A 3,256-nucleotide genomic window follows, 5' to 3' on the forward strand; every position below is an offset into this window, starting at 1 on the left:
CGTCACGCGCGACAATCTGCGCATGTTCAGTTTTTTCAAGAAGAAGCCGCCCCCGCCACCGCCGGGGCCGCCCGCGGTCGACCTGCGCACGCTGCGGCCCGCGCCCCTGGCCACGCCCGCGCCGGCGCCGGTGCCTGCACCGGCTGCAGTGCCCGTGACCACGCCCGTCCCGACACCGGCCGTCGCACCCATGCCGGCTGCGGCGGTGCCGACAGGGGCGCCCGTCACCGCCTTCCACCCGCCGGCCGTGCAACCGGTCCCCGCGGCGCCGGCAGCGGTGCCCGCACCCCAGGCGCCGGTGTTCGCCCCTGCACCCGCACATGCACCCGCACCCGCACCCGCACCCGCGCCGGTTCCGGTGGCGCCCCCCGGTGTGGACCTGCGCACCCTGCGTCCGCCGCCGGCACCGCCGGTCGCCGCGCCGGCGAGTCCAGCAACGGCGCCGCGTCCTGCACCCGTGCCGGTGCCACGCGCCCCGGCCGCTGCCCCGGTGCATGGCGACCTGCGCGGCGCGATGGCCAACTTCGATGCGCCGCTGGAGCGCACCGAATGGGTCAGCAAGCTCAGTCAGGGCCTGCGCAAGACGGGCTCCAGCATCGCCCAGGTGTTCTCGGGCACCAAGATCGACGATGCGCTGTACGAAGAGCTGGAAAGCGCGCTGCTGATGGCCGATGCCGGCGTCAAGGCCACGCAGTGGCTGCTCGACGACCTCAAGCGCCGCGTCAAGGAAGCCGGCGTGACGGAGCCGGTGGCGGTCAAGGGCCTGCTGGCCGATGCCATCACCGCGCTGCTGCAGCCGCTGGAGCGGCCGCTGGTGATCGGCGAGGCCACACCCACGGTGATGATGGTGGTGGGCGTCAACGGCGCCGGCAAGACCACCAGCATCGGCAAGCTCACCCGCCACCTGGCCGATGCCGAGCAGAAGGTGCTGCTGGCCGCGGCCGACACCTTCCGGGCCGCCGCGCGTGAGCAGCTCACGGTGTGGGCCGGCCGCAACCGGGTGGAAGTGGTGAGCCAGGAAGGCGGCGACCCCGCGGCCGTGACCTACGACGCAGTGATGGCCGGACGCGCCCGCGAATGCGACGTGGTGATCGCCGACACCGCCGGCCGCCTGCCCACCCAGCTGCACCTGATGGAAGAGCTGAAGAAGATCCGCCGCGTGATCGCCAAGGCGCAGCCCGATGCGCCGCACGAGGTGCTGCTGGTGGTGGACGGCAACACCGGCCAGAACGCGCTGATGCAGGTCAAGGCGTTCGATGAGGCGCTGCAGGTCAGCGGCCTGATCATCACCAAGCTCGACGGCACGGCCAAGGGCGGCGTGCTGGCCGCCATCGCGCTGTGGGCGCGTGAGCGCAGCGCCAAGCAGCCGGGCCTGCGCCCGCTGGTGGTGTACTTCATCGGCGTGGGTGAGCAGCTCTCCGACCTGGAGACCTTCAACGCGCGTGAGTTCGCGCAGGCGTTGTTGAACTGATGGTCTAGATCGAACCGGGTCGCAGCGGCGGCCCGGCTTCGGTGCCTGAATCGAGGTCGTCGAACCAGGTGGACGGCGGGGTTTCGCGCTCCGCGGGCGCGCTGGTGTTGGGGTGGCGCTCCAGCACCAGCGGCACCGGCAGGCCCAGGCCATGGGCCGGGCCGTGGCGCGGTGGCGTGGCCAGGGCCGCGTCGGTGGCCGGCTCTTCGGCGGCGGCAGCGGGTGCAGGCGCGGGAGCGCCGGGCCGGGCAGCCTTCAACACCGCTTCGCGCAGCGCATCCGCGGGCGGCAGGGCGCCCGAGGTCAGCACCAGCACACGCACCCGGGCCGCCTCCAGCACGCGCACGATGCGTTCGGTGCGGCGCAGGCGTTTGGCGCTGTCGTTGGGTTTGCGCAGCAGCACCACGGCCACCACCTGCGACGAGCTGTCGCACACCATCAGGTCCACACTCAGGTGGCCCACGCGCTGCAGCCATTCGGTGTACGAGTGGCGACGCGGCACGTTCAAAAAGCCCGCCAGCGGCACTGCGGCCAGCATCAGGTGGTCGGGCAGTGCACGGTGCAGGGCCTGCAGGGCCAGGCGCTCATGCAGGTCGAGCACGCGGGTGGCTTCAGGCGGCCAGTTGGCCAGCGTGTCCAGCCGGTCGAGGGCTTGCTGCACCTTGGACTTGCGCTGCACGCGCAGCCAGAACGGCGCCAGAAGAGAGAGTGTGCCGGCGATGCCTGCTCCGAACCAGATCCAAGCGTCGTCCATGCCCTTGTGTTGCGATTGCTACAGCGGGGGACCGTAGCGCTCCAGGCCCCTGGCTACAACCGCGCAAAGGTGACCAAGCGTTTCAGCGGGGGCCGCCCAGGCCCCCAAAGCCGCCACCACCGCCCAGGCCGCCCATGCCCTTCATGCCGCCCATGCGCTTCATCATCTTCATGAGGCCGCCGCCCTTCATCTTTTTCATCATCCCCTGCATCTGCTCGAACTGGTTGAGCAGGCGGTTGACCTCCTGCACATGCACGCCCGAGCCGGCGGCGATGCGGCGCTTGCGGCTGGCCTTGAGCAGCTCGGGCTTGCGGCGCTCCAGCGGCGTCATCGAATTGATGATGCCTTCCATGCGGCGCACCTCGCGCTCGGCGCGGTCCATGTCGGGCTGGCCGGCCTTGGCGGTCATCTGCGCCGGCAGCTTGTCCATCAGGCTGGACAGGCCGCCCATCTTCTTCATCTGCGTGATCTGCGACAGGAAGTCGTTGAGGTCGAAGTTGTCGCCGCTCTTGAGCTTGGTGGCCAGCTTCTGCGCGGCCTGGATGTCCACGCCCTTCTGCACTTCCTCGACCAGCGCGACGATGTCGCCCATGCCCAGCACGCGGCCGGCATGGCGCTCGGCGTCGAACACCTCCAGGCCGTCGATCTTCTCGGACACGCTGGCGAACTTGATTGGCGCACCGGTGATCTGCCGCACCGACAGTGCCGCGCCGCCGCGCGAATCACCGTCCAGCTTGGTCAGCACGATGCCGGTCAGCGGCAGCGCCTCCTTGAAGGCCTTGGCGGTATTGATCGCGTCCTGGCCCTGCATCGCGTCGACCACGAACAGCGTTTCCACCGGCTTGAGCGTGGCGTGCAGGTCGCGGATCTCGGCCATCAAGGCCTCGTCGATGGCCAGCCGGCCGGCGGTGTCCACCAGCAGCACGTCGAAGTAGTGCTTGCGCGCGTAATCCAGCGCGGCCAGCGCGATGTCGTGCGGCTTCTGCTCGGGCGTGCTGGCAAACCACTCGGCGCCGGCCTGGCGCGTCACC

At 70.6% G+C, this 3,256-nt stretch carries 4 protein-coding genes; 1 reads left to right on the top strand and 3 read right to left on the bottom strand.

Annotated features, from left to right (window positions below; all coding sequences use genetic code 11):
• A partial coding sequence (locus tag ABNT58_RS06935; protein WP_348752773.1) for a hypothetical protein occupies positions 1–192 on the bottom strand: 192 nt, incomplete at its 3' end.
• Here ABNT58_RS06935 and ftsY point away from each other — a divergent pair.
• Positions 191–1,471 carry a signal recognition particle-docking protein FtsY gene (gene ftsY / locus ABNT58_RS06940; protein WP_348752772.1) on the top strand — a complete coding sequence of 427 codons (1,281 nt, stop codon included), beginning with the start codon at positions 191–193 and terminating at the stop codon, positions 1,469–1,471. The genes ABNT58_RS06935 and ftsY overlap by 2 nt on opposite strands.
• A 4-nt stretch (positions 1,472–1,475) precedes the next feature.
• On the opposite strand, the gene ABNT58_RS06945 is transcribed toward ftsY, so the two are convergent.
• Positions 1,476–2,225, bottom strand: a complete 750-nt coding sequence (locus ABNT58_RS06945) for a DUF2726 domain-containing protein (RefSeq protein WP_348752770.1) — start codon at positions 2,223–2,225, stop codon at positions 1,476–1,478.
• 82 nt (positions 2,226–2,307) lie between these two features.
• On the bottom strand, positions 2,308–3,256 hold a 949-nt coding region (locus ABNT58_RS06950; protein WP_348752771.1), incomplete at its 5' end, for a signal recognition particle protein.

Source organism: uncultured Aquincola sp., from assembly GCF_964001545.1.
Taxonomy (GTDB): domain Bacteria; phylum Pseudomonadota; class Gammaproteobacteria; order Burkholderiales; family Burkholderiaceae_C; genus Aquincola.